Annotated in this window: 17 protein-coding genes; 1 reads left to right on the forward strand and 16 read right to left on the reverse strand. The window is 63.8% G+C overall.

Features of this window, described 5'->3' with window-relative positions; translation table 11 throughout:
- Positions 1-27 precede the first annotated feature (27 nt).
- The 10 genes from GYH29_RS25035 to GYH29_RS11555 form a co-directional block, all read right to left on the reverse strand.
- Positions 28-2,439 (reverse strand): type VI secretion system Vgr family protein, encoded by a 2,412-nt coding sequence (locus tag GYH29_RS25035; RefSeq protein WP_161523793.1) that lies wholly within the window; start codon positions 2,437-2,439, stop codon positions 28-30.
- Positions 2,430-5,060 (reverse strand): type VI secretion system ATPase TssH, encoded by a 2,631-nt coding sequence (gene tssH, locus GYH29_RS11515; RefSeq protein ID WP_161523794.1) that lies wholly within the window; start codon positions 5,058-5,060, stop codon positions 2,430-2,432. The genes GYH29_RS25035 and tssH overlap by 10 nt, the downstream gene beginning before the upstream one ends.
- Entirely contained in the window at positions 5,057-6,037 is a 981-nt protein-coding gene (locus tag GYH29_RS11520; protein WP_107731844.1) for a type VI secretion system baseplate subunit TssG, read from the reverse strand. Before GYH29_RS11520 ends, tssH begins: the two co-directional genes overlap by 4 nt.
- Positions 6,034-7,896, reverse strand: coding sequence for a type VI secretion system baseplate subunit TssF (gene tssF / locus GYH29_RS11525; RefSeq protein ID WP_161523795.1), 1,863 nt, complete (start codon positions 7,894-7,896; stop codon positions 6,034-6,036). The genes GYH29_RS11520 and tssF overlap by 4 nt, the downstream gene beginning before the upstream one ends.
- Positions 7,893-8,339 carry a GPW/gp25 family protein gene (locus GYH29_RS11530; RefSeq protein WP_043590677.1) on the reverse strand — a complete coding sequence of 149 codons (447 nt, stop codon included), beginning with the start codon at positions 8,337-8,339 and terminating at the stop codon, positions 7,893-7,895. The genes tssF and GYH29_RS11530 overlap by 4 nt, the downstream gene beginning before the upstream one ends.
- A 77-nt stretch (positions 8,340-8,416) precedes the next feature.
- Complete coding sequence (locus GYH29_RS11535; protein ID WP_043590675.1) at positions 8,417-8,944, reverse strand: Hcp family type VI secretion system effector; 528 nt, start codon at positions 8,942-8,944, stop codon at positions 8,417-8,419.
- A 246-nt stretch (positions 8,945-9,190) separates the two neighbouring features.
- Positions 9,191-10,702 carry a type VI secretion system contractile sheath large subunit gene (gene tssC, locus GYH29_RS11540; protein WP_019102292.1) on the reverse strand — a complete coding sequence of 504 codons (1,512 nt, stop codon included), beginning with the start codon at positions 10,700-10,702 and terminating at the stop codon, positions 9,191-9,193.
- Positions 10,699-11,226 carry a type VI secretion system contractile sheath small subunit gene (gene tssB / locus GYH29_RS11545; RefSeq protein WP_019102291.1) on the reverse strand — a complete coding sequence of 176 codons (528 nt, stop codon included), beginning with the start codon at positions 11,224-11,226 and terminating at the stop codon, positions 10,699-10,701. Before tssB ends, tssC begins: the two co-directional genes overlap by 4 nt.
- A gap of 30 nt (positions 11,227-11,256) precedes the next feature.
- Positions 11,257-12,177 (reverse strand): type VI secretion system ImpA family N-terminal domain-containing protein, encoded by a 921-nt coding sequence (locus tag GYH29_RS11550; RefSeq protein ID WP_039755387.1) that lies wholly within the window; start codon positions 12,175-12,177, stop codon positions 11,257-11,259.
- 1,060 nt (positions 12,178-13,237) lie between these two features.
- The gene (locus GYH29_RS11555) at positions 13,238-14,374 is read right to left on the reverse strand and encodes a DUF4158 domain-containing protein (RefSeq protein ID WP_081574567.1); all 1,137 of its coding nucleotides are present in this window, start codon (positions 14,372-14,374) and stop codon (positions 13,238-13,240) included.
- Between the two features lie 516 nt (positions 14,375-14,890).
- Here GYH29_RS11555 and GYH29_RS11560 point away from each other — a divergent pair.
- Positions 14,891-15,307, forward strand: a complete 417-nt coding sequence (locus GYH29_RS11560; RefSeq protein WP_198001669.1) for a hypothetical protein — start codon at positions 14,891-14,893, stop codon at positions 15,305-15,307.
- Positions 15,308-15,478: 171 nt separating this feature from the next.
- Here the strand turns inward: GYH29_RS11560 and GYH29_RS11565 are convergent, their stop codons facing one another.
- The 6 genes from GYH29_RS11565 to GYH29_RS11590 form a co-directional block, all read right to left on the reverse strand.
- Positions 15,479-15,877, reverse strand: coding sequence for a hypothetical protein (locus GYH29_RS11565; RefSeq protein WP_019102287.1), 399 nt, complete (start codon positions 15,875-15,877; stop codon positions 15,479-15,481).
- A gap of 270 nt (positions 15,878-16,147) precedes the next feature.
- A complete protein-coding gene (purF, locus tag GYH29_RS11570) occupies positions 16,148-17,683 on the reverse strand; it encodes an amidophosphoribosyltransferase (protein ID WP_039755384.1) in 1,536 nt (511 codons plus the stop codon).
- Between the two features lie 107 nt (positions 17,684-17,790).
- Positions 17,791-18,285 (reverse strand): CvpA family protein, encoded by a 495-nt coding sequence (locus tag GYH29_RS11575; protein WP_019102285.1) that lies wholly within the window; start codon positions 18,283-18,285, stop codon positions 17,791-17,793.
- A 5-nt stretch (positions 18,286-18,290) separates the two neighbouring features.
- Positions 18,291-19,112: an SPOR domain-containing protein gene (locus GYH29_RS11580; RefSeq protein ID WP_019102284.1), complete on the reverse strand. Its 822-nt coding sequence runs from the start codon at positions 19,110-19,112 to the stop codon at positions 18,291-18,293.
- A 7-nt stretch (positions 19,113-19,119) separates the two neighbouring features.
- A complete protein-coding gene (gene folC, locus GYH29_RS11585) occupies positions 19,120-20,388 on the reverse strand; it encodes a bifunctional tetrahydrofolate synthase/dihydrofolate synthase (protein WP_107731842.1) in 1,269 nt (422 codons plus the stop codon).
- On the reverse strand, positions 20,385-20,828 hold the full coding sequence (locus GYH29_RS11590; RefSeq protein WP_043590671.1) for a protein YgfX: 444 nt from the start codon (positions 20,826-20,828) through the stop codon (positions 20,385-20,387). Before GYH29_RS11590 ends, folC begins: the two co-directional genes overlap by 4 nt.
- Positions 20,829-20,830: the final 2 nt, after the last annotated feature.

Here is a 20,830-nt window from a genome sequence, read left to right on the forward strand (position 1 = left end):
TCCCGTATCCAAGCCTGCGCCGCGCCATCAGTTTTTTACCTGCATGCCCAGCTTCTTCAGGTCCACGCCGGTGTCCGAATAGGATGCGCCGGTGTAGGAATAACTGACCCCGGTGGTGGAGCAGCTGGAGCCGGTGCTGGACACGCTGGAGCCGGTGCTGCTAACCGAGGAACCGGTGGTGGACATGCTGGAACCGGTGACGCCGGTGGACGAGCCGGTAACCGAGATCGACGAACCGGTCACGCTGGCGGAGGCGCCGGTGGTGGACACCGAGCAACCGGTGACACTGGCGGAGGAACCGGTGGTGGACATCGAGCAGCCCGTCACACTGGTGGACGAGCCGGTGGTGGACATCGAGGTGCCGGTGATGCTGGTGGACGAGCCCGTGTCCGACATCGAAGTGCCGGTCACGCTCTTGGACGTGCCGGTGACCGAGCAGCTATTGCCGGTCACGCTGGTGGAGGTGCCGGTATAGGACGAGGACACCCCAGTCATGCTTTGCGACATGCCGGTGGCCGATACGCTGGTGCCCGTCATCGAGCAAGAAATGCCCGTCATGCTCTGAGAGGTGCCCGTCACCGAGGTGCTGGTGCCGGTCAGACTGGTGGACACCCCGGTAAAGCTGGTGGACACCCCGGTGAACCCGGTGGAGATTCCGGTGAAGCTGGTGGATACGCCGGTGAAGCCGGTCGACACCCCGGTGAAGCCGGTGGAGACGCCGGTAAAACTGGTCGAGACCCCGGTGAAGCTGGTGGACAGGCCGGTAAAGCTGGTCGATACCCCGGTGAAGCTGGCCGACAGGCCGGTGAAGGACACCGACACCCCCGTGAAACTGATCGAAGCCCCAGTGACCGAGGTGGAGGTGCCCTTGACCGAGGTGTTCTTGTCCTGGCCCACCGCCTCCGAGCTGTTGCGCTCGGTGGTCTGCTGCATGTCGCGTTCGGCGTGCACCATCACCCGCTCGGCGCCGCGCTGGTCGTCGAAGGTGATCTGGCTGGCGTTGCTGTAGCGGCCCTGCTTCAAGGAGCGCGTGACCAGACCGGTATAGCGGATGTCTTTCGGCAAGTCGTAAGGCGTTGGGTTGTCGCCGTTGTAGACGATGCCGGTGACCATGGGCCGGTCCAGATCGCCGTCCACATAAGTGACCAGCACTTCCTGGCCCACCCGCGGCATGGCCAGCACGCCCCAGCCCTTGCCGGCCCAGGCCTGCGACACCCGGATCCAGCATGAGGCGTCCTCCTCCTGGGTCTTGTAACGGTCCCAGTGGAAGTGGACGCGGATGCGGCCCAGCTTGTCGGTATGCACCTCCGCGTTCACCGGCCCCACCACCGTCGCGCTCTGGATGCCGGGCAGGATGGGCTTGGGCGTCAGCCGCAACGGGCGGAACGGCCGGTCGTCCCGCATCGCGCGGAATACGACCATCACATTGCGGCCCTGGCCGCTGCTGTCCGGCCCGTCCTGCAAGAAGGTCAGCTGGCTGGCGGTCACGTAGTAGCGGCGGTTGCGCGCCGCATCCGGATGGCCTTCCAGCGTGAAAGCGCCGCCAGTGGCCAGCCCGCGGGCGTTGGCCGTGCCGGTGAGCTGGTGGGAGTCCGCCTGCAGCGCCTCCAGCCGCAGCCTCGCCAGCCGGTCGCCGCCGGCCTGATCGCTATAGCCCGCGCCGTAGTCGTAGTGTTCCAGCCGGATGCCGTCCAGGCTGGTCTGGGTCTCCTGAGCGTCGCTGTCCAGGCGGTTGGACGGCGCGTGGTAGTCGAAGTCGCGCAGCGCGACATTGGTCGGCCTCACCCGCCGCCCGCGTTGCAGCCGCTGCACGCCTTCGCGGCCCGGCACCGGACGGAACTCGTCGCCGTCCGGCAGGAAGCGCAGCCGGCCGTAGCCGGCGGCCAGGTCGTCGAAGCGCTGGGTGTCGGACAGCACCACCACATGGCGCTCCGGCTGGTGCTCGACCCAGAAGTAAATGCCCTCGTCCTCCAGCAGCCGCTTGACGAAGTTGAGGTCGGACTCCAGGAACTGCACGCAGTATTCGCGTGGTTCGTAGGCGTGCTCCAGTTCAAAGCGGAAGTCCGGCCGCTGATGCTCGCCGAACACCTGCTCGACGATCTGCGGCACCGTCAGTTGCTGGAACACCCGGCAGTTCTGGTTCTCGGCCAGGAAGGACAGCCAGCTGCCCAGTTCCAGCGTGTAGGTGTAGCGGTCCTGGGTCTGGCCGCTGTCGTAGCCGCCCAGCACCTGGCAGTGGAAGGGCCGGACGCCCTCGTCGCCCAGGTCGATGTCCACCGTCAGTGGCGAGCCGAGCAGGCTGTCCAGGTCCAGCGCCGGATCGGCGCAGGCGATGTCGAGCTGATAGCTGGGTTCCTGCGACAGGCGCTCGTCCGCCTTGAAGCTCAGCGCGACGCTGTCCGCGTCCAGCAAAGGGCTGTGCAGTTCGATCAAACGCATGCGGTTTCTCCCGGGATGGCGGATTCGGCCGGCGCTGGCGGCGGCAACGGCACGCCCTCCCCGTCGTCGAAAATCAATTCCAGCTTGTCGGCGGCGCTCAAGCGCACGCTGCGCAAGGCGCGGTCGGCGGCGCGCGCCTCCAGCACCCCGCGGGCGATGGCCGGCATCACTCGCTGGCGCAGCAAGTCGCCCACCGCGCGGCCGCTGGCCGGGTGCCTGGCCACCGCGCGGGCGATCCAGTCCGCGGCCTCGGCGTCGGCGCGCCAAGCCAGGCCGTTGGCGCTCAGGCGCAGGCCGATGTCGTCCAAAGCCTGGCGCGCGATGCCGGCCAAGGCCGGCTCGCCCAGCGGCCGGAAGGCCACTACCCGCATCCGAGCCAATAGGGCCGGCGCGAAACGGCGCTGCAAGCGTTCGCGCGCCAGCGCGTCCAGCCGGGACTGCGAGACTTCGGGCTCCGCCGCGCAAGCGGCCTCGATTTCGGCGTCGCCCAGGTTGCTGGTCAGCAAAATCAGGCAGTTGCGGAAGTTGATGTGCCGCCCTTCGCCGTCCTCCATCCAGCCCTGGTCGAACACTTGGTAGAACATTTCGTGCACGTCCGGGTGGGCGCGGTCGAACTCGTCCAGCAACAGCACGCTGTAGGGTTTCTTGCGCACCGCCTCGGTCAGCCGCCCTCCTCGGCCGTAGCCGACATAGCCCGGCGGCGCGCCTTTCAGCGTGGACACGGTGTGGGCTTCCTGGAATTCGTTCATATTGAAGCGCAAGAGATTGCGCTCGCCGCCAAACAGCGCCTGCGCCAACTCAGCAGCGGTCTGACTCTTGCCGGTGCCGGTGGGGCCGGCCAGCAGCATCACCGCCAGCGGCCGGCGCGGATCGCCCAGGCCGGAGTGCGCCACTTGCAGCGCCTCCACGATGGCGTCCAGGCCGCTCTCCTGGCCCCGAATCCGCTGGTTCAACCCTTCGCGCAGGGCCATCAGACGACGCGCCTCGTCTTGCGCCATCTGCGTGACAGGCACCTGGGTCCACTCCGACAGCACTTCGGCGATGGAGTGGGCGTCCACCCAGGGACGCACCAGCCGATCAGCCCCGCTCAGGGCTTCGGCCCGCTCAGAATCGCCGGCGCCCGCTTCCAGATCGCCCAGCCAGGCGTCCACTTCGGCGCGCTGCTCGCTCAGGGCCGCGTCCAGTTCGTCGGCGCGCGCGGCGGTGTCGGCGCGTTCCCGCTCCAGTTCCGCCGTGTCTTCCGGCGTGGACAGCCCCAGCCTCGCATCGCTGGCGCGCCAGTTCAGCGCTTGTTCCAGCGTCATGGCGCGGTGACGCAGCCGGTCCAGCGCCGCCGGCTGGCAGCTCTGGCTCATCCCCACCCGCGCGCAAGCGGTGTCCAGCAGGCTGATGGCCTTGTCCGGCAACTGCCGCGCCGGCAGATAACGGCGCGACAGCGTGACCGCCGAGCGCAAGGCGGCGTCGGCGATGCGCACGCCGTGATGGCCTGCAAAGCGCGGCGCGATCATGCGCAGCATGTCCACAGCCGTGTCGTCGTCCGGCTCGTCCACCGCCACGGTCTGGAAACGGCGCACCAGGGCGGCGTCCGGCTCGATGAACTGCTTGTACTCCGCCCAGGTGGTGGCGGCCACCATGCGCAGCTGGCCGCGCGCCAACATCGGTTTGATCAGGTTGGCGGCGTCGCCGGTGCCGGCGTTGCCGCCGGCGCCGATCAGGGTATGGGTTTCGTCGCAGAACAGAATCACGGGGGCCGGGGACGCGATCACCGCGTCTATCACTGATCGCAGCCGCTGCTCGAACTCGCCGCGCGCGCCGGCGCCGGCTTGCAGCCTGGCCACGTCCAGGGCCCAGATTTGCGCGCCGCGCAGGCCGGGCGGCACTTCGCCCCGATGAATGCGCTGAGCCAGCGCCTCGGCCACCGCGGTCTTGCCCACGCCTGCCTCGCCCACCAGGATGGGGTTGTTCTGCCGGCGCCGAGACAGCACGTCGATCACCGCGCGCAATTCGGCGTCGCGGCCTATCACCGGATCCAGCTCGCCGGCGGCCGCCTGCTCGCTCAGGCTCACCCCCCATTGCCGCAGCACCGCGCCTGGATCGGCGGCTTCGCCGGCGGCCGCCTGGCCAACGCTTCCGACAGGCGCGTCGGCCGCTTCCGGCCAAGCGCCGGCCAGCGCCTCATAACGCTCGACAATATCGTCCAGCGACAACTTCGCCAGCGCCTGGCCCACTCTATGCTGCAGCCAGCGCCGCGTCGGCTCTTCGTCCAGCCAGGCCAGCAAGAGATGGCCGCTGCGCACCTTGGCGGCCGGCGCGGCCACCTGGCTCCAGCTGATGGCCGGCGCCACGCTGCGCTCCAGCGCCGGCGAGATGTCGCGCAGCGATTCTCCGCCGGCTTCGGCGGCCTCCAGCGCCTTGCCCACGCGTTGCAGCGCGGCGGCCGGATCGCAATCCAGCGCCTCCAGCAAGAGCGCGACGTCGCCGCCGCCTCGGCGCAGCAGGCAGAGCAGCCAATGATCTAAATCCACCAGCGCGTGCCGGCGCGAGCGCCCCAAAGCGGTGGCTTCCACCAAGGTGTCGTATGCGGTTGGGCCTAAGCGGCCGAAGATGCGTTCTCGGTTCACAGCGGATCCTGGAATGATTCATACACGGTGAGAGTCCGGAGCGAGACGCCGGGGCGGGACCATGCGTCCACCCCCAGGCGCATGCGCCCCACCTTGCCTGCCAGTTCCGGCCGGGTGCGGACCTGGACCTTGATGACCGGAGCGGCCCGGCCATCGGCGAAATCGGCGGCGACGGCGAACATCGCCAGCACCGCGGGCGAGCCGCGCCGCCAGCGGGCAAACTCGGAGGCGTCTATCGGCCCTATGGTGATGTCCAGCGCGTGCTGAGCGTCCCAGATCCGGCTGCCGACGCGCCAGTTTCCCAGCCGGCGCGGCCCCCCGACGCCGCGCAGCGGTATCCAGCGCCCCTGGCGCGGGGACAGGCGCACCGGCGCGCCGAAGTAGCCGGCCAGGATTTTTCGCAAGTCCGCCAGCGAACGGCGCGGCGCGTGATAAGCGCCGGGATGGCTGCGACGGCAGGCGGCGGCGTGCGGGTCCAACAGAGAGTCCGCCTCCGGCGCGGCGCCGGCCAGCGCGGCGACGCGTTCGGCGAAGGGATGGCGACCGCGCTCGTAGCCCAGCGCCGGATGCATCGCCGCGCGGGCGGCGTAATGCAGCCAGGCCAGATCGCCGCAAGCCAGGTTGACGAAGCGTTCGAAGGCGGCGTTGCGCTCCAGCCGGCGCTCGTGCAGCGCGTGCTCGGTAATGTGCAGCGGCAAGGGGCCGTAGGGCGCGAATAGACCGAAATGGCGACACACCACGCTGACGCGCGGCGCGGCGGCGTCGTCCTCCGCCTCCTCCACCCTCACCCCGCTGATTTCGCTGCTGGCGAAGTGCATGTCGGCAGCCTGTTCCAGGCCCAGCCAGTCCGGCCGGCGGCGCAGCCGGCTTGCCGCGGCCGCGTCCGGCAAGCGCCATTGCCAGGTTTCGACGCGGCGCATCAGTTCGAAGAAGGTGCGTTGCGGGTTCAATTCCCGGATCATCTGCTGCCGTTTCATTGCAGTTCTCCGTCTGCGCGCTGGGTATTGCCGTGCCTGCTGACCAGCTCGCCGTCCAGCCGCAGGCTGACCTCGATGCCGTCGTTGAGCGTGACCGCCTGGGCCAGCGCCTGCGCCAGCAGCCGGCCGAACAGCCAGCCGCCTCGGTCCGCGTGCATCACGGCGGCAATGTCGATGTCCACCAGGGCGGCGCGCACCAGGGCTTGCGGCGAGCTCCGGCCGGCGGGCAAAAAGCCGGCTTGCAGATGCGCGGCCTTCAGGCTGTCTATGCGCTGCCGGTCCAGCGCCAGCTCCGGCTGCGCGGCCAGCCGCAGTTGTTCTGTCAGCCGAGCGCTGATGTCCTGGCGGCCGGCGCCGCGCAAGCTGAGCGGATTCAAGCCGATATGGGCCACCGCTTGCCAGCAGCGCTCCTGGTCCGGGATCGGCCGCGGCGCGCTGGCAGGCCACAGGCATTCCAGCCGCGCCACCGCGCCGCCCTCGGCCCGCAGCTCCGCCGCCGGCAGGTCTTCCGGCCGCCAACCGCGGTCCGCCACCAGCGCGCGCCCGGTCAGGGTGGCGATGTCGTCCAGACCGATGTCGCCGGCGCAGGCGGAAATGGTAATCAAATCGTGGCTGCCCAGTGTGTCGGGGCGCGCCTGGCGCGGGCCCTCGCTTTGGAGCGCCGGCTCGCGGCGCAGCGAGTAGCGCGCCGCCGCCGGGGCGCTCTGGTAGCCGCCGGCGTCCAGAGCCGGCCGCGCTTCGCGAGAGCGGCCGTTTCTATCGCACACATTGACTTCCAGCAAGCGCCACAAGTGGTGCTCCGCCGGCCGCATCCGGTCCACCGGAATCCATTGTTCGGTCTGGTTCGGGTCGTAAGGCACCGGGTCCAGCCGCTTGGGGTAGAGATTGATCGCCGGGGTGGCGAACAGACGGAACTGGTCCGCGTCGACTTCGCCGATCAGATCCAGCGGCGCCTGGCGCAAAGCCAGGATCAGCTCGAAGCCGCGCGCCGACGGCGCCCGCGCCGCCAAGGCCGCCAGCGCGTCCAATTCCACGCTGAGCAGCCGCGCCGGCTGGGCGAAGTATTCGCGCAGCAGCCGCAAGCCCGGCAAACCGCCCGCGTCGGCGGGCAGCAGCGCCTCGGCCTCGTCGGCCGCGGACAGGCGCAGGCCGCTGAGCGGCAACTCCAGCAGGACTTCGCCGCCGCGCCCGTCGTCGGCCGTGGCGTACCAGGCCCCGACATCGGCCAACATGGCCCGGTGCAGCGCGTAAGCGCGCGGCAGATCGCCGGCCAAGCTCAATTGCAAGGGTTTGGCGCCGCCTTCCACGGCGGCCAAATCGCCCAGCGCCACCGTTCCCTCCAGCTTGAAGCTCAGCCGCAAGGCGGCCTGGGACGAGGCCAGCCGCCGCGCCAGTTCGGCGGATATCCGGGCCAAGCCGCGGCCGCATTCGGCTCGTTCCAGCCTAAGCGGCAACAGGGTCACTTCGCGCCCGGTGGAGAAAGTGACGGGCCGAGCCGCACCCGGCAGCGTCGCCTGGATCAGCGTGCCGCGCGGCATGCTGCGGCCGCGGAAGGCCTCCGGCGAAGCGAAGTCCGGATGAAAGGCGAAGCTGCTGATCGCCGGCGTGGCGCTCAGATAGAGCGGGCAAACCTGGGCCAGCGCCTGACGCGCGAATTCGGCGCATTCCAGGTCCAGCCGGGTCTGCACCCGGGCCGACAGAAAGGCCACGCCTTCCAGCAGGCGCTCGACAAAGGGATCCGCTACCGAGTTGGGTCGTAAGCCTAGCGCCGGAGCGATCTGCGGATGCTCGCGGGCGAAACGCGCGCCGGCTTCGCGCAGATGGCGCAATTCATTATTGTAGTGATCGAGGAAATTCATCCGGCTACCCCCGCCTCCGCCGTGCGCGGCAGGCCAAAATAGCCGTCCAGATAGTTAAGCGTCAGGCAAAGCCGCAATGTTTCTCCGCCTTCGCGGGTCTGTGCGGCCACGTCGAAATACAGCAGTTGCCGCGCTAGCGGCCCACTGCCGGCGCGCGCGCTCACATCCACGCGCTCCGGGTCCAGCCTCGGCTCGAAGCAGCGGATCGCGTCGCGAATGTGAGCGCAGACGCGCGCCGGGTCGATCAGGCTGGACTTCCTCTCCGCCAGCGGCGGCCGCCCGTAGTTCCACACCGAAGTATCCAGCTGACTGCCCGGCGCCAACGGCAGGCGCGCGCCGCGCAGCGCGGCGTTCATCAAGTGCGCCAGATCGCGCGCGATGCTGACGGCGAGCGTCTCGCGCCCCGCGCGGGCGGACAGTTGGTCGAATAGTCGTGGCGTCATGGCTGCCCGGCGCCGCCTGAGCGGCGCCGTCCCGATAGTGATAGAGAAGAAGGCCGGAAAGACCCGGCTCATATTGCTTAAACCGCGGCGTTCAGCTTCAGGTCGTAACCGGCCTTGATCACCGCGCCCATGGTTCCGTCATTGCGCTGTTCGCGGTATTCGAACTCGATCTTGGCGAAGTTGATCTTGATCTCGTCGGTGGGTAGCACGCTTTCCACGTCGCCGCTGCCGTGGCCCATGATGGCGTACGGCATATTGCCCAGGGTGCGGAACGAGGACACCAGGCCGCTGGCGAAGGTGATGATCATGAAGTCCTGCTGGCCGTTGCCGGATTTGCGGCAGATCAGCTTGGCGCGCGGGATGTGTTCGCCGGTGGCGCACATCAGGAACAGCTTGGGCGAGGCCTTGTTCGAGACCATGCGGAACTCGAAATCCTTCATTTCCACCTTGCCGGCACCGCCGCCGCTGCCGAAGCCCCATTTGCCCGAGTTCTCCTCGGCCCATTGCCAGCTCTGGATCTGGATCAGGCCCGTGTATTGCTTGTCAGTTGATTCCCCTTCGACCCCTTCAATCTGCAGAAAGTAGTCAACCAATGCATTTGCCATGTTGCGATACTCCGAAAAAAAGTGATGGACATGCCAGACCTGAAATGGAATGCAAGCCCGGGGCGACTCAGGTCGTTCCCGCCCCGCGCCAAACCGGCCGTCGTCCAACCCCGCTCACAACTTCGAAAGCCGGGGAGAAACGAGCCGAAAACGCTTGAAAAAACACAATGCGCGAGCGACGCTTGAGCCTTTGGAAACGGCTTCCAACGCGGCTTCACCAACACCCGGCGAACCTGAAGCGGGTTCTCAGCGGGCGCCCTCCTGCTTGGCCGACGGCAGCTTGGAAACCAGCCTCAGCGACACGGTCAAACCTTCCAACTGAAAGTGCGGCCGCAGGAAGAACTGGGCGCGGTAATAACCCGGGTTGTCCGGCAGTTCATCCACCAGCACCTCGGCCGCGGACAAGGGACGCTTGGATTTGGTGATCTCGCTGGAAATGCTCGGGTCCCCGTCCACGTAGTTCATCAGCCAGTCGTTGAGCCAGCGCTGAGTGTCTTCCCGCGATTTGAAGGAACCGATCTTGTCGCGCACGATGCATTTGAGGTAATGGGCGAAACGGCAGGTGGCGAAGATATAGGGCAAGCGCGAGGACAGATTGGCGTTGGCGGTGGCGTCGTCGTCCTCGTACACCGCCGGCCTGTGCACGGTCTTGGCGCCGATGAAGGCGGCCATGTCCGAGTTCTTGCGGTAAACCAGAGGCATCAGGCCGGATTCGGACAACTCATGTTCGCGGCGGTCGGAGATGGCGATCTCGGTGGGGCAATGCAGCTCCACTTCCTTATCCTGCGACGGCAGCACGAACTTGGGCAGCACTTCCACCGCACCGCCGGACTCCACGCCGCGGATCTTGGTGCACCAGCCGTAGGTGCTGAAGGCGCGGGTGATGTTGGCCGCCATTGCGTAAGCGGAGTTGGCCCAGCAAAAATCGCTGGCGCGGTTGGGATCCACCTTCTCCTCGAAACCGAACTCCTCTATCGGCTGGGTCTTGGGCCCGTAGGGCACCCGCGCCAGGAAGCGCGGCAGGGTCAGCGCCAGGTAACGCGAGTCGTTGCTTTCGCGCAGCCGGCGCCAGAAGGCGTATTCGGTGGCGGTGAAAATCTTGGACACGTCCCGCGGATTGCCCAATTCGCTCCAGTCGTCCATTTGCAGCAAGCTGGGCGCGGCGGCGGAGATGAAGGGCGTGTGCGCGGCGGCGGCGATCTTGGACATCTCTGTCAGCAAGGCCACGTCCTGAGCACTGTGGTCGAAGTGGTAGTCGCCGATCAGGCAGCCGAAAGGCTCGCCGCCAAACTGACCGTATTCCTGCTCGTAGATCATCTTGAAGATCGGGCTTTGGTCCCACACCACGCCCTTATAACGGCGCAGGGTCTTGCCCAGCTCTTTCTTCGACACGTTCAGGTAGCGGATTTTCAGGTTCTCCGTGGTGTCGGTGTTGGACACCAGGTAGTGCAGGCCGCGCCACGCGCCTTCGAGCTTCTGGAAATGCTCGTTGTGCAATACCAAAGTGAGCTGTTCCGAGATCTTCCGGTCCAGTTCGGCCACCAGTTGCTCCACCGTCTGCGCCACGTCTTCGCGCACCACCACCCGGCTGCGGCGCGCATAGGCCAGCAAGGTCTGCACCGCGCTTTGCACCGCTTCGGCGGCTTCATTGGTGCGCGGTCGGAAAGAACGGCGCAGGATGTCCTTCAATCCGTCGTCTACCGTCGTTTCGGTCTGCCCGGCCGCGGCCGGCGCCAGCATCTCGGCGTGGGTGCTCATTTCGCCTCCCCGTCGGCTTGGACCGCGTCGCCCGGCGCGGCGGCATCGTCCGCGGGCAAATGCAGATCTTTCAGCAGCTGCTCGATCAACTCCTCGGCCGCCACCTTGCCGTCCATATAGGTCAACAATTCCTTCAACTGGCTGCGCGCATCCAACAACACCGCCAGTTCTGGGATCTTTTTCACCACTTCCGCCGGCTCGAAAGACTCCATGGAGTCGAAGCTCAAGTCGATCGGGATCAAGGTTCCGTCGTCGGTGATCACGTTCTTCACGTGGTAGCTGAGTTCCGGCGCGATCTGCGCCATCCGCAGGTCGAAGTTCTCCACGTCGATTTCGGTAAAACGACGGTCTTCCACCGCGCCCAGCGGCTCGGTGTTGTCGCCGGACAAGTCCGCCAACACTCCGGCCACAAAGGGCAGCTCTACCTTTTTCTGCGAACCGTAAACTTCCACGTCGTATTCGATCTGCACGCGGGGCGCACGGCTTTCCCCGATGAACTTCTGCGCATCCTTCTGTCGCGCCATGGCATATGTCCTTTCCCTGATATTGCTTGACTACCCTTGTAAAGACCGGGGGCGATCCAATTTCGCCACCAGCGCATCCGATTCGGCGAACAACTCCGCCATCAACTCTTCAAAACCCGCGCCCAACATCCGCTTGGCGCGCAGCAGAAAGATCGGCGCCGGGTGTCCTGGCTCGTGCTCGCGGAAATACGCAACGATCAAGTCCAGCGCCGCCGCCACCTCCTCTCGGCTCTTCAAGGCGCCGGCCGGCAGCGCGCGCGCCGCCGGGACGGCCTCGCTCAAGCCGGGCACCTCTTCGGGAACCGCGGCAAGCGCCGGTGTCAGCGCCGCTTCCAGCTCATCCAGCAAGGCGATCAGACCGGCGCAGTCAAACTGCTCGGCAAAACCCTCGCTCTCGCTCAGATCCGTCAAGCCGGCCAGGCCGGCGCGCAGTCGGGATAAGTCCCGCAGCGCCTGCTCCCGCGCCGCCGGCCCCGCAGCGGTCGGATCCTTGGTTAATTGGCCGACGCTGACCTCGCTGTCCGCGCTTAGCCGGCTGTGCGCCAGTTGATGCAGGAAGGCCGGTCCGCACAGCCAGGCCAGATGCAAGGCATGGGTTTCGCCCGCCGGCGCGTCCGGCTGGCCAGCCGGGCGGATATTTTCCAGCGGCTGCTCCGCGATCGCGCCCAACGCGGCCAAGCCTTCCGCCGCGCCGGCCAAGCCTCTCTGAGCGATCGCCGCGCGCAGCAGCCAGACCCCTACCCGCACATCAGCCGCCTTGCTTAGCAAAGTGCGACACGTACTTTCCACGCTGGTCCAATGGAAGGGTTCCGCGCCCTTGCGCAGAGGAACGTGCCCCACAGCGTCGTATTCGCAGATCGCGGCGTCGACGCGAGCAAAATCGGCGTCGAAATCCAGTTCATCCAAGACAGGGCTTTCCGGCAAGGCGATATCGGCGGTGACATAGCTCATGGTTTCAGCGTTCCTGGCGAAAGTTTTATCTTGGCTGCTGCCCTGCACAGGACAGTCTCAATGTTTTGAATAAGGCGCCGATAAATACGTGGGCCCTTTCACAAAAACTCGAGAACAAAGTTATAAGCAAACGCTTGGGCCTGTCCAAACAAATGGCCGATGGCGGGTTTACCGGTAAACAAAGGGGAAATGGGGGAAAATCGCACGCCAATACAAATGCATAAGCCGTTTTTCATGACGGACACGCATGCAAGCAATCGGCAAATTGCTTAACGAAGCCGTTGAAGACAAGGCTTTCCGAGAAGGGAGTCGGAGACAAAAACACAAGACAAGAACGCCGTGCATGGCTTAATTGGAGCCTACTTTTAATCAGGCTTTAAAAACATACACCTTGTTCACAAGCTGCAGATTTTCTTTACATTTCCACGGAGGCTGACGGAGGCGATCAAGCGCTGGGCAGGCTCGCTTACGTGCGTGCTCGCATAGCCTCGCCCGTTGCCTTACTCAGCTTTGTCGGCCTTCTCAAAAAATTGGATGCGGACACTGGGCAATGTGTAAAATACATACTTATTAGGATAATTTTGAGAAAAGTTTTTTATATTGTGATTTGTTGAATGTAAATTGGCATAAACGGTCAGCTTGCTGAAAGCCTGCCTCGCATTTCAGTTTTATTAAGCCTATACTTAAAAAATCGATGCACGCCTGCTTATGTTCCGCCGCAAAGCGCAAGGTGCAAATTCACATTTTGGTCAAACATTGTTGCATTTGATACACAAAAACCACTTATTAGGAATGGTGCAATTTTTGCACGTTAGCATATTTAGATGATTGAGCACGTCTTGACGGCTTATCTGCATAAATCAAAAACAAGATTAGGGTTATCCCTAATCTAGAGCAATAAAATAAACGATTGTTTAATTTGGAAAGCGTTAAGTAATTTTTATTAAATTCCCTTCCGGCGATAAAAAAAATAAACCCCGCCAAAGACGGGGTTTATTATTGCCTGCAATTGCCTATGAGATTTGTGTCCAGGCCTAATCCGGTACTTGATCAAGTCTTCTCAAGCAAACTCGCCGGCTTCCAACGACTTGCCCACCAGGCGCTCACGCAGATCGAGGATTTCCTTGACCAGGGCGGCGCGTAGTTCCAATACCAAAGCCAGCAAAGTGGCCATGCGCCGGCGCGGCTCCAGCTTGGCCAGATCTTTGGGTTTCATTTGCCGCCCTTCCGTCGCCAGCTTGCCCATTCGCTGTTGCGACACCAGGTTCTGCAGGCCAGCTGGCAGCGATAAAGCATCGATCGCCTTCAGCTTTTCCAGGTTCTGCAGCATTCGCAGCAAAGCCGCGCGTGCCTGCAACACGATGGCCACTAGCGTGGCCATGCGGCGCTGCGGCTCAAGTTCGGCCAGATCATGACAACTCATGCCGTCGCCCGTGCGCGCCAACTCCAGCATCCGCGCCGGCCCCACCAACTGTGTCAAATTCGTAGGCAAGGCCAAGGCTTCCACCACCCTCAAGCGCTCCAGTTGCGGCGCCGCGCCGCGCGTTCGGTCCGAGTTCAGCCGCAGCCAGGCCAATGTCGTCAGCTTTCCGCCCTCCCTCAACTCCAGCAAAGCATCCAGCCGTTCACGCTGACTGCTGCTCAAAGCGTCGTTAAGCCGAGCGTAGACTTGACGCGATCCCAGGGTCAGCGCCGCCGCGCAACTGCGGTCTATCACGCCTATGCTTGGCAAAACGATACGGCGCTCTCGCAGCCAGGACACCATCGCTTGCGCCAAGGTCAACGCTTGATCGGTTTGATTGGCCAGCCTGGTCAGATGACGTAATACCGCCTGGCCGTCTTCGGCTCGGTAAGGTCTCAAGCCCAGATAAGAGTAAAGCTTGACTAGGTGTTCGCGCCGAGTCTGATCGCGGGTGGCGTAGCGCTCCCAGTCCGACTCACTCGCCCCCAACGCGGCGGCTACCCGCCGCAACAACCGCGGAGCAGGCTGGCAGCCTTCGTCCAAAGCGATGCCCGGGTGGCGCAAATAGCACAGCAGCACGGCCACCCCCAGCCGATTGGCGCTGCCGCGGTGCTGCTGAATCAAAGCGAAATCCTGTTCGCTGAAAGCGGTTAACTGATCTAGCTCGTATTCGTCCTCGGGAGGCTCCAGCAAGCTGGCGCGCTCCAATGGCGAGAGCAACGGACGTCTTGGCATGATTCTCTTCCCCTGGCCTTGGCCAATGTGCGAAGCGCCAGCATTTCTTCGGGCCGACTGCTTCGGGTCGGCTCCATCTCTCCGAATGGCGGGCTGGAGCCGGTGAGGCCCTCTACCGGCGCAATTCCCGCCGACGAAAGGGCTAACTAAAACATTGTGAAGACTAGCTTGCTTCTATAGTAAGCAATACTTTGTGATTGACCACCTTTGTGGTAGTTCCCGAAAATATGCCGATTTCTTAATTCCAACGACAAATTAGTCACACGACAAAGAACTACACCCCCAAAAAATGCCAATGTATTTATTTTGAATGTAGCAAAGGAATAAAAACGGCTGGCCGCAATGGGACGCCCAGACGTGAGCGCGCGCGGCGGATGCTCTTCGCGTAAAAAACACGGGAACTTCTGTCATTCCAAACGAATCCCATGCTTCCATAAAGTGCTTAATATTGTCAGTTTCGCCCGCGGCGACGGCTCATGCCTCCAACGCCGCCCGCGCCTTGCAAGGGAGACGCCGATGTTCGAGTCCTGGATCCGTTTTTCCGTACTCCTATCTATAGGAGTGACTGTGTTGTCGCTGGCCATCACCGGCTTTCTGCTGTTTCGCTCTTTCGACTGGACCTCGCAACTACGCGGCCTGTCCGGTCCATGGCAGCGCGAAAGCGTGAAAGACGGTATCAGGCTCAATGCCGACGTGCTCTCGATCCGCCAAACCGGCTTGCTGGTCAACCAAGTACCGATGATGCGTTTGGAATTGAAGGTATGGCAGGACGGCTTTAGCCGGGATCTGACAATTGAACAACTGATAGATCTAGGCAATATGCCGAGAGCAGGCGAGAAGGTGGAAATCATGGTGGACCGCCATGATCCGTCTCGCGCGTCCTATCTGCGCTTGGCGCCGGCGGGAGACCCGCGCGCAACGCGTTTCCCCTGAGAACGTGTTTACGATCTCTCAGGCCAAGCCACGCCGAGACAAGGCGAAAATGGCTGAGAAAGCGAAGCGTATCAACGGTACATCGGTATTTCGAAGCGGTACGCGCCGCGCCAGGCCTCACAACGCACAGCAGATCGTAAACATGTTCGAGAGATCTAGTTTCATGCGGTGCTAGGCCCGAGTCGATTTTCGCGGCCGCCTTGCGCGACGCTGCAATAGTTCTTCCAACTGAGCGCTGATTTCCAGCGACGCCCTCACGCCCAGCCCCTGTTGCAGCGCGTCGCGTTGCGGCGGCGCGGCCTGAGCGAACAGCATGGTTTCCCGCAACAAGGCGTTCATCGAATCCAGCCCGCCCTGCGCGTGCGTTTGCAAGCGCGCGTTGATGCGGCGCAGGCTGTCGGCCACGTCGATGGAATCCGTAACCGCGCTATTCAGCCGCATCAGCTGCCCTATCTTCAGATAGTCCTGCAACTTGATGGCTCCGCTCTGGCTCATGGTCAGCACCAGGCCTTCGATGATTCTCTCCAGCGCGGCTTGCCGCGCAACCAGCATCTCCAGAATGTCATCCATATCCACTCCTCAATATCAGGCGCGTCAAAGGCAGACTAACAAGTAAACAGTTTTAAATACATATTAATTTAGACCAGTTTACGCATCTGCTTTAACACGCCGGGTTTTTATCGGCTTATGGCATCAAATATTCAATATGGGAAACGGGTTTGGCAAGCGAAATACCGCAAGACTCAGGCATTGTCAGCGTGGCTGTCGCCAAATTGCGTCGCGGTGACAGACAAAAAAGCGGCGGGCAATGCCCGCCGCCGTTCGGAAGTTAAATCACTATTACATTAAATTCTGTTCAGCCACGTTCAGGTTCAAGTCAATCATCTGCTCGCTGCCGCTCTGCTCCGCCCCCGCCTTGCCGTCCAGCCGATCGGCCTCGATCGCGTCCAGATAAGCCGGCGTGATATCGCCGGTAATGTACTCGCCGTTGAAGCAGGAGGTTTCGTAGCTGCTCAGCTTGGGGTTGACGCTGCTGACCGCTTCTTCCAGCGCGGACAGATCCTGATAGATTACCGCGTCGGCGCCGATCTCTTCCGCGATCTCGGCCTCGTTACGGCCGGTGGCCAGCAATTCCGCGCGAGTCGGCATATCAATGCCGTAGACGTTGGGAAAACGCACCGCCGGAGCGGCCGAGGCGAAATACACCTTCTTGGCGCCGGCGTCGCGCGCCATCTGCACGATTTCCTTGGAGGTGGTGCCGCGCACGATGGAATCGTCCACCAGCAGCACGTTGCGGCCCTTGAACTCGCAAGCCACCGGATTGAGCTTCTGACGTACCGATTTTTTGCGAACCGCCTGGCCCGGCATGATGAAGGTGCGGCCGATATAGCGGTTCTTGATGAAGCCTTCGCGGTACGGCAGGCCCAGGTGATTGGCCAGCTGCAAGGCGCTGGGGCGACTGGTGTCCGGGATGGGCATGACCACGTCGATGTCCAGTTCCGGCAAGGCGCGCCGGATTTTCTCCGCCAGCTTCTCGCCCATCACGATGCGCGCCTGGTAGACCGAGGCGCCGTCAATCACCGAATCCGGCCGCGCGAAATACACGTATTCGAACAGGCAAGGCGCGTGGCGGGTTTCGCTGGCGCAGCTACGGGCGTGGAATTCGCCGTCGAAACCGACGAACACCCCCTCGCCCGGCTGCACGTCGCGCAGCAGATTGAAACCGGAACAGTCCAGCGCCACGGACTCGGACGCGAACATGTATTCGGTCTTGCCGTTGTTGACGCAAGTGCCTATCACCAGAGGGCGGATGCCGTTGGGATCGCGGAAGGCCACCAGACCGTAACCGGCGATCATCGCCACCACCGCATAGGCGCCGCGCACGCGGCGATGCACCGCTTCGATGGCGCCGAACACCGCGTCCACGTTCAGCTCGTTGCCGCTGAGCCGCTGGGTCAACTCGTGGGCGAACACGTTCAACAGCACCTCGGAGTCGGAGTTGGTGTTGATGTGGCGCAGGTCGTGGCGGAACATGTCCGCTTTGAGCTCTTCGGTATTGGTCAGGTTGCCGTTGTGCGCCAGCACGATGCCGAACGGCGAATTGACGTAGAACGGCTGCGCCTCGGCCAGGCAGGAGGCGGAGCCGGCTGTGGGATAGCGCACGTGGGCGATGCCGGCGGTGCCCAGCAGGGAGCGCATATTGCGGGTGCGGAACACGTCTCGCACCATGCCGCTGCCCTTGTGCATGTGAAAGGTCTTGCCATTGGTGGTCACGATGCCGGCGGCGTCCTGACCTCGATGTTGCAGCACCTGCAAACCGTCATACAGCAACTGGTTGACCGGAGCCTGACCGACCACGCCTAGAATTCCACACATCTTTTGCTCTCTTCCCTACAACTTAAAGAAACGGACAAAAAAACAAGACAAAGAAAAAGGCGGAATCTTGAAGTGAAGATATCAAGATATTCCGCCTTGTTCACCAGCTACCCGGTGTAGTGGAGGTTATCGGCCAGCATCGCCGGTAACCAGGGCCTTAATGATAAGGCCACCGATTCAAATGGCGCCGAGAGCACGGCATTCCTCCACATGGGTTGTCGCGGCAGATCGCTCAAGCCGCCCACCAAAACCAGGGCCGTCACCAGCACCAGCCCGCGAGCCAGGCCGAACACCGCCCCAAACAATCGATTGATTCCGCCCAGTCCCACACTGTCCAGCATGCCGGTCAGCGTGACCCGCAGCAAGGCCGTGGCCAGCCAGGCCAGGAAAAACACCGCCACGAATCCAGCCACCAGCCGTAAGCCTTCGGAACTGAGTTCGCCAGGCAAAAACGCCGACACCACAGGCGAAAACTGCTTGGCGCACCAAAAAGCGATCAGCCAGGAACCCAGCGACAGCACTTCGGCCACCAAGCCGCGCATCATCGCCACCAGGATGGAGCCGGCGATGATGGCGATGGCAATATAGTCGAAGATGGTCATGACGGCTACTTGGTCACGATAATGCCATTAACGCCGGCCTTGGCCAGCTTCTGCAAAGTGGCTTGCGCCTCGGCGCGGCTGTTGAACGGCCCCACCCGCACTCGGGTCACTTCGCCCTTGCTGGTCTGCACCTTGCTGAAATGGGCGGACACGCCTATCGACGACAACTTGGATTTCAAGGCGTCGGCCTTTTCCGGGTCCGATAGCGCCGCCAACTGGATCACCGATTTGCCCTCGCTCTTGGCGGAGGGCTCCTCTTTCTTCGCCGCGGGCTTGTCCAGCGAGTCGAAGCGCCCCTCAAGGATGGCCGCCGGGTCCGGTTTGCGCGCCGGCTTTTCATCCAGCTTGATCTCAGGCTTTTTATGCTCGGGCTTGGCTTCGGGCTTGGCCGGTTTTGGCTCCGGCTTGTGTTCGGGTTTGGGCTTGGCTTCCGCTTTCGGCTCGGCTTTGACTTCCGGCTTGGGCTCCGGTTTGATCGCGGGGGCCGGTTGCACCGCCGGCATGGCCGGCGTCATAGAAGACAGATTGGCCGCCAGTTCGGTGGCGCCGGGCTTGGACGCGGGCGAGACTTCGGCCAGCGCCGCGGAAGCGGGCTGGGCCGGCGGCGGCACGGTGCCCGCCGGCGCTTCGGCGTGATTGGCAGCCGGCGCGGAAGCGCCCGCGCCCAGCACTTCTATGGATTCCGGCTTCATCTGCTGCTCGGGCAGGCGGCCCACGACATTCCACAAAACGACGGTGGCGACGGTAACCAATACCACAGCGCCCACCAGACGGCGTCTGGCGCGCTTACGCAACAGGATCAACTCCTCGTGGGTGGATAAAGCCATGCTTTCCTCAAGCCGGGTGTTGCCGGGCTTCCATCACCTCGGCAACGGTGTGGAAGGAACCAAAAACGACAATTCTATCACTCTCCTCCGCCTGCGATAAGGCCGCCGACCAGGCTTGCGCCACCGTGGCGAAGGATTGCACCCGCGCGATGCCCATTTCCGCCAGCCTGGCGGCGATGCGCTCGCCGCTCTGGCCGCGCGGCATGTCGAGGCCGCCGACGAACCAAGCGTCAAACTCTTCCCGCGCCAAAAACGCCACCTGCTCCAGATCCTTGTCCTCCAGCATGGAGAACACCGCCAGCCGGTTGCGGGCGAACGGCAGCTGTTTCAGGCTGGCCGTCATCGCCTTGACCGCGTGCGGATTGTGACCCACGTCCAGCACCACCGCCGGGCGACCCGGCAGCACCTGGAAGCGGCCCGGCCACTCCACCTCCAGCAGGCCGCGCTTAACCGCTCCCAGGCTCACCGGCAAACGAGGCTTCAAGCACTCCAGCGCCGCCAGCGCGGCGGAGGCGTTGATCATCTGATAACCGCCGCGCAAGGCCGGCAGAGGCAAAGCGTGGCGGTGGGCGTCGCCCATATGGAAGGACCACTGGTTGTCCATGCGCTGATAGCCGAAATCCGGCCCGTACAGCTTCAAATCCGCGCCAATGGCCCGCGCGTGCTCGATCAGACGCCGCGGCGGATTCGGGTCCGCGCACAGGGCCGGCTTGCCAGCGCGGAAAATGCCAGCCTTCTCGAAACCGATATCCTCGCGGTTGTCGCCCAAGATGGCCTGATGGTCGATATCCACGCTGACCACCACCGACACGTCCGGTTCAAAGATGTTGACCGCGTCCAGGCGTCCGCCCAGCCCCACTTCCAGCACGATCACATCCACCTTTTCCGCAACGAAGCTGTGCACCGCCGCCAGGGTGCCGAATTCAAAATACGTCAGCGAGGTGTCGCCGCGCGCGGCGTCTATCGCCTCGAAGCTGGCGACAATGCGCTCGTCGCTGGCCGGGGCCAAATCAATGGCGATGCGCTCGTTGTAGCGCAGGATATGAGGAGAGGTGTAAGTGCCCACCTTGAAGCCGGCGCAACGCAACATCGCGGACAGCATCGCGCAGACCGAGCCCTTGCCGTTGGTGCCGGCCACCATCACCACAGGGCAAGACGGTTGCAGATTCATTGCGGAGCGCACCCGCTCCACGCGGGCCAGGCCCATATCGATGGCGGTGGCGTGCAGGCTTTCCTGCCAGCTCAGCCACTCGGCCAGAGTCTTGTGTCCAGTCATTTCGTCTCAGTATCGTCCGCGGCTTGAAACCACAGCAAATAAGTCCGCAAGCGGCGGCGGCCGTCCGCCGGCGCCGAATCCGGCCACAACATCACTGCGCGCCGACGGCCGCCGATGCGCACATTCAGCACCGTCAGCCACGGGGTGACAAAGCAGTCGTCTAGCATGCTGGCCGGCAGAGGGGACTCGCGCCACAAGCGCAAACGCCCCAGGCCGTCCACTTCCAGCCGTCTGAAACGGCCGGCGTCGCCCCAGCCGTCGGCGTGCAAGGCCCGCCAGAGCAAGAAGGCCGCAACCGGCAACACGGCCAGCCAGGCCGGCGGCAGGTGGCGGATCACCGCCCAGCTCAGCAGCGCGGCGGCGGCCGCCGTCAGCGCCAGCCAGAGGCGGGAGGGCCTCAGTTCGAAGCCGAAAGGCTCCAGCCGCTGCCGCCGGCTCATTG

The organism is Chromobacterium haemolyticum, from assembly GCF_009936155.1.
Taxonomy (GTDB): Bacteria; Pseudomonadota; Gammaproteobacteria; order Burkholderiales; family Chromobacteriaceae; genus Chromobacterium; species Chromobacterium haemolyticum.